Consider the following 6,710-nt stretch of genomic DNA (forward strand, 5'->3'; position numbering starts at 1 on the left):
TCCGGAAAAAGCGACGCTTATTCAAGCTGTGCAGAAGACGCAATGATAGCTAACTTAATTTTATTAAATCGCGACAACTATCTTGACAAATACCGAAAAGGTAAACCGCAAACACTTGTTTACGATAAAGTGGAGAATAATTTAGCAGGGGTGTAAATGATGAGTGGAAGAACAAAGTTAGAGCTTACTTGGATAGGAAAGGATCAGGAACCTCGTCTTGAACCTAGAATTCTCATAGAAGATCCGGAATTATCGTATCATGCTCCATTTCGCGTGAGTGAGAACGATATTTTTGATAATCGGCTCATTTTTGGTGATAATTTGCTTGCCTTAAAGGCATTGGAGCAGGAGTTTACTGGGAAGATTAAGTGTATCTTTATTGATCCTCCTTACAATACGGGTAGTGCATTTTCTCATTATGATGATGGTCTAGAACATTCAATTTGGTTGTCGATGATGCGTGACAGGCTCGTATTACTAAGAACTTTACTTAAAAATGATGGTTCCATCTGGATTACAATTGATGATAACGAGGTACATTACTTAAAGGTCTTGTGTGATGAAGTTTTTGGAAGAAATAATTTTGTGGCACATTGTATATGGCAAAAAGTATACAGTGAGAGAATGGATGCTAAAGGATTTAGTAATAGTCATGACCATATACTTGTTTATAGAAAATCGGAAGCATTTAAAGTAAAGCAATTGCCAAAAGAACAAAATCAACAACAATTTAATTTTTACGATGAAGTAGCAAAAAAGTATTATCGACGGCGTTCTTTACGGAAAGAGGGGTCTGAGTCTTTACGAACAGATCGACCGTCAATGTGGTATCCAATTCAAGCTCCCGATGGTAGTTTAATTTTCCCTATCAAACCTGATGGAACAGAGGGACGTTGGAGATGGAAAGAAGAAAATGTTAAAGAAAGGTACTCTGAATTAGAATTTGTAAAAAAAGACGGGCGTTGGGAGATTTATGTAAAACAATATTTGCATGACAATCCTATGCGTCCACCATCTACCATTTGGTTTCAAGAAGAAGTTGGGCACAACCACGAAGCAAAATTAGAGGTAAAAATGTTTAATAAAGACGTTGTGTTTGACACACCTAAACCAGAAAGATTATTAAAACGAATAATTGAGTTAAGTACAGACCCTAACGATATCGTTTTGGATTCCTTCGCTGGATCAGGAACAACTGGTGCGGTTGCCCATAAAATAGGTCGCCGTTGGATAATGATCGAATTAGGTGAACATTGTCATACCCATATTATTCCTCGGATGAAAAAGGTTATAGACGGTACGGATCAGGGCGGAATCAGCAAAATGGTCAACTGGAAAGGCGGAGGCGGTTTCCGCTATTACCGTCTTGCTCCAAGCTTGCTCGAAAAAGACAAATTCGGCAATTGGGTTATCAGCAAGCAATACAATGCTGCCATGTTGGCGGAAGCGATGTGCAAGCATATGGGTTTTACATATTGCCCTGATGAACAAGTCTACTGGAAACAAGGGAAGTCAACTGAAAGGGATTATATCTATACAACCACTCAGTTAGTCACTCGGGAAATTGCGGATCAGATTCAGACACAGATGGCGGATGGCGAGACTTTGCTGATCTGCTGCAAAGCTTATACAGTCAATCCGGATGATTACCCGAATATCACATTTGTAAAAATTCCGCAGGCTGTATTGAAAAAATGCGAATTTGGAAGGGACGACTATAGTTTATCAATCTCTCAGTTACCGCCTAAAGAAACGGTAGAGCAGATCGAACTGTTTGGGGAGGAAGACGGACAATGAACCGGCATGTCAACAACATTTCCGCAAGATTAAGTTTGCGTCAGCCGCAGAAGGAATCCCTTGAAATATTGGCTGATGTTCTCGATGTGATTGAGTTAGGGAAGCATACGACCGACTCCCTCAAGGAACAATTAGAAAAAATCAAAGCCTTATTTCCTTCCGTGACCGATTTTGAACGCGAATTTCCTTCTCTCTGTTTTGCGTTGGCGACAGGAGTGGGAAAAACGCGGTTAATGGGAGCATTTATCTCTTATTTATACATTGCCAAGGGAATGAAGAACTTTTTCGTTCTTGCTCCCAACCTGACGATATACAATAAATTGATTCAGGATTTTACACCGAATACACCCAAATATGTATTCAAAGGAATTGCGGAATTTGCCGCCAACCAACCGGTGATTATCACAGGAGACAATTATGAAGAAGGCATCGGTGTAAGAAAACAAAGTTTGTTCGGTGAAACGGAAATTCATATCAATATCTTTAATATTTCCAAGATCAACACCGAAGTACGCGGCGGCAATGCGCCGCGCATCAAGAGGCTCAGGGAATATATCGGACAAAGCTATTTTGATTATCTTTCCTTCCTGCCGGATTTGGTATTGCTGATGGATGAATCCCATCGCTATCGCGCTTCCGCGGGCATTCGGGTATTGAATGAATTGAATCCGGTTCTTGGGCTGGAATTAACGGCTACTCCGCAGGTAGAAAGCGGTTCGAGATCTATTCCGTTTAAAAATGTGATTTACAGTTATCCATTACATAAGGCGATGGAGGATGGATTTGTTAAGGAGCCTGCCGTTGCTACACGTCAAAATTTTAATGCAGCCGATTTTTCCGAAGAGGAACTGGAACGGATTAAGTTGGAAGATGGGATCAAAGTCCATGAAGAGACCAAAGTGGAACTGGAAGTCTACGCCAGGCAAAATCATCTGCCTATCGTAAAACCGTTTGTACTGATTGTGGCTCAAGATACCAACCATGCATCTCAATTGCTACAAACGATTCAATCTGATTCGTTTTTCGAGGGCAGATATAAAAATAAAGTGATCACCGTCCATTCCAATCAACGCGGTGAGGAAAAAGACGAAACGATCCAACAGCTGATGGCTGTCGAAGATCCAAGGTCTGAAACGGAAATTGTGATTCACGTCAATATGTTAAAAGAAGGCTGGGATGTCACCAATTTATATACGATTATTCCGCTGCGTGCCGCGAATTCGAGAACCTTGGTTGAACAATCCATTGGCAGAGGATTGCGTTTGCCTTACGGAAAACGAACTGGTGTGAAAGCGGTTGACCGTTTGACTATTATTGCTCACGATAAATTTCAGGAAATCATCGACGAAGCGAATAATCCGAATTCCATTATTCGCAGCGGCGTTATTATTGGAAGAGATGTTGCCAAAGAACAAAAGCAACAGGTTACCGCTACTCCAATTGTTGAAGAAATGGTAAACAAAACGATTGAGGAACAATTGGTTCAGGAAGTGATCGAAAAAACAGGGAAAAAGCAGCATGAAGAAGCCATTCCGGTTGTGCAATCGAATATTCAACAAGTGATGGAATTGGTACAGTCAAAAATGAAAAACTTTGAATATTTGTCCAGTTCCAAACAGTTGAGTACACCGGAAGTGAAAAAGCAATTGGTCAGGGAAGTGCAAGCGGAATATATCCCTCATGAATTGGATTTGTTTCCAGAACAACGTAAAGAACTTGTGGAAAAAATTGTGGATATCTATGTGGAAAAAACAATTCAGCATACCATCGATATCCCAAGGATCATTGTTCAACCTGTAGGCGAGATTTCATGGGGTTACCATGACTTTGATTTGGATGTGAGCGGGATTCATTTGCAGCCAGTGGAAGATCATATCCTTATCCAACATTTGCGGACACATGAACGTGAGTATTTGAAAAGAAATGAATTAGAGTATGAAGAAGAACGGCTTGAAGATTACGTGGTATCGGCTTTAATGGATTTTCCGGACGTTTCATATGACGATCACTCCGAACTTTTGTATAAATTGGCTGGTCAGCTGCTTCAACATTTGCAGAGTTATTTAAACGATGATCATAAAGTAAGAAATGTTCTGTTGTATAATCGCACCCGCCTTGCGGAATTAATCCATGCCCAGATGAAGCAGCACTATTATCAACAAGCGACTGGTTATGAAGTAACCATTCCCAAGGGGTTTGAGACGTTAAAAAATGCTTATTATACTTCGGCTTTGGGTGAAGGAGTACGTTCATTCCGTGAACCGGTTCAAGACAGATCGCGGATAAGAAACATGGTTTTTGGCGGTTTTCTGAAATGCCTTTACAAGGAACAGAAATTCGATTCCGACAGTGAGCGGCGGTTTGCCGTCATTTGCGAAAATGATCCGGCTGTAGAAAAATGGTTCAAGCCTTCGATGAATCAAAACCATATCAAGATTTATTACGGGCATAATTCAACGTATTATCCTGATTTTGTCGTGGAAACAAAGACGGAGAAATATATTGTTGAAATAAAAAGGGAATCGGAAATAGATAGCCAAGTTGTTCAGGATAAGGCAAGAGCCGTCTTGAAATGGTGTGAACACGCTACCGCGCATGAGATTCAGCATCAAGGGAAACCGTGGTTTTATTTGCTTGTTCCGGATAATGATGTGCAAGAAAACATGACCATTGAAGGATTGAAAGCACGTTATATTCAATTACCCTAAATTTATTTTGTCGAGAAGGGTAAATTTAGAAGGAAAGAACAAAAGCCATGTCGAATATTTTCCTGACTAGAAAATCATGGATAAACATGGTTGGGTTAGGAGAATATTGCATGGCTTTTGATGTTGGTAAGCTATACTTACAAGAAGAAGGGTTTGGTTTATTTCTTGGTGCGGGGGCTTCTTATCAAGCGGGATATCCACTAATGGATGGATTAACAAAAAAAGTATTTGATCTCATGCCTGATGAGAAAGTGAATTTCATATTAGAATTGGTAAATCGTGAAATGGGGATTATGGTAAATTTAAAAAAAGGAAGCCCTAATATAGAAGTAATAACGGATTTAATTGAAAACCGCATAGCAATGTTAAATCAAAATGAGGAAAAGAGAACTTTGACAGAAATTGCACAATCAATTAGAGAGAATATTATTAAGGTGATATTAGAGATAAGAAAACCAATTCTTGAAAATCATATAAAAATGTTTATCGCAATAAAAACAATATTTGCTGGTAGGCAATGTCCGATATGGATTTTTACTACAAATTATGATCTGCTTATTGAGCACGCAGCTTCTATTGCGGGAATACCCGTCTTAGATGGTTTTTTGGGAAGTACATTGAGATATTTTGATGTCTCTTCTCTTAATTGGAAGTTTGGTACATACATTAATCAGGGAAGGTCCAGAACAGTTTTTAATCAAATTAGAACACCGTACATAAAGCTGTTAAAGTTACATGGGTCTGTAAATTGGTGGAGTGACAGTCAAAAAATTTATTCAGCAGGTGAGCACATAGATTTTTCTGATAAACTTACTCGTACTATGGTTCATCCTAGGAAAAGAAAGGTTATGGATATACTAGATCCTCCGTTTGATTCATTGTGGAGAGTTGCTAATGAAGTAATAGGTGGTCCGGAATGTAAATATTTAACCACATTGGGCTATAGTTTCGGTGATATTCATATTAATGAGGGATTATTGCTACCAAAGCTACGTGAAAACCGAATTGTTTTGAATGCCTTAATGAAACAGGATACGCACGGATTAACTCCTTTTAAAGAATTTAAGGGTTTTCAGATTGGAACTGAAGAAAATACGAACTTGTGGGATTTTCAACAGTTCGTCCAATATCTTTTTTCAATTGCAGGCGCACCAGCTTTTAGGAGGGTAAATTTGTGAGATATATTGTAGGCAAGGTAGTTGGAATTGAGGATGGAATGATAACGGTTTCTCTTTATAATCACTATATTGATGATGAAGGAAATAGTGTAGGTGTCCCGGAATCGATGAAAGTAACAATTACGACAGATGAAGGTCCTTTTCCGATGCTCATCGGACAACCGGGTAGTTTCTTAGAAATTCAATTACCATCAGGGAGTATGTTAGGGGTCGTAACAGGAATTAAAATGCAAGAGACTCCAATACTTGAAAATAAACCTTCATCGGGTGTTCCTCTAATTGAAGTAAAAAGATTATTGTCGGTAATTCCAGTAGGTAAGTTTAATAGCCAACATCAATTCGAACGTGGTTCTGATGTGTTTCCAACTGTAAACTCTGAAGTATATGCCGTATTGCCAGAAACCATCAGTGAAGTATATAGGTCTTTTACCGAGGGCGATTTTAGCATAGGTAATTTATCTATTCTTCCAGAGCAACGGGCATTCATAAATCTAGATACTTTTCTCGGCAGACATACTGCCTTATTGGGGCAAACAGGAGGTGGAAAGTCATGGACTGTAGCTTCAATCCTACAAAAGATTTCTTCCCTTCCAAATTCAACAATGTTACTTCTAGATTTACATGGGGAATATAATGGAGCATTTGGAAATGATGTAGAATATATTAGTGCTAATGATATTGAGCTTCCATATTGGCTGATGAATTTTGAGGAATTGATGGGCTTATGTGTGGATAGAGCTGAAAATTCCGCACCAAACCAAATTGCTAAATTTAGAGAGCTTCTACAAAAGGAGAAGGAGAGGTCTGTACTTGAAGAGGGGTTAGACCTTCCCAAAGTAACTGTCGATACACCAGTTTTTTTTAGCTTTGAAAATCTAATATCTGAGCTGACTGCTTTAGATACCCAGATAGTTCCAGGAGCAAATAATAGATATGATCTATGCAGTTCGTGTCATTAACTGGTAAACGGTGGTTTTTGCTGCACAAATGTCACTAATTTCTCGAAATTAGGACGAAAAACCACTTG

General features: G+C 39.1%; 4 protein-coding genes. All 4 read left to right on the top strand.

Features of this window, described 5'->3' with window-relative positions; translation table 11 throughout:
* Positions 1-156 precede the first annotated feature (156 nt).
* The 4 genes from BLT35_RS25790 to BLT35_RS25805 all read left to right on the top strand — a co-directional run bounded on the left by BLT35_RS25790 (position 157) and on the right by BLT35_RS25805 (position 6,642).
* Positions 157-1,797, top strand: a complete 1,641-nt coding sequence (locus tag BLT35_RS25790; RefSeq protein ID WP_074730205.1) for a site-specific DNA-methyltransferase — start codon at positions 157-159, stop codon at positions 1,795-1,797.
* A complete protein-coding gene (locus BLT35_RS25795; protein WP_074730206.1) occupies positions 1,794-4,505 on the top strand; it encodes a DEAD/DEAH box helicase family protein in 2,712 nt (903 codons plus the stop codon). The genes BLT35_RS25790 and BLT35_RS25795 overlap by 4 nt, the downstream gene beginning before the upstream one ends.
* A gap of 110 nt (positions 4,506-4,615) precedes the next feature.
* Positions 4,616-5,683 (top strand): SIR2 family protein, encoded by a 1,068-nt coding sequence (locus BLT35_RS25800; RefSeq protein ID WP_074730207.1) that lies wholly within the window; start codon positions 4,616-4,618, stop codon positions 5,681-5,683.
* Complete coding sequence (locus BLT35_RS25805; protein WP_074730208.1) at positions 5,680-6,642, top strand: ATP-binding protein; 963 nt, start codon at positions 5,680-5,682, stop codon at positions 6,640-6,642. Before BLT35_RS25800 ends, BLT35_RS25805 begins: the two co-directional genes overlap by 4 nt.
* The last annotated feature ends 68 nt before the right edge of the window (positions 6,643-6,710 follow it).

It is taken from the genome of Paenibacillus naphthalenovorans, assembly GCF_900099895.1.
GTDB lineage: Bacteria > Bacillota > Bacilli > Paenibacillales > NBRC-103111 > Paenibacillus_G > Paenibacillus_G naphthalenovorans.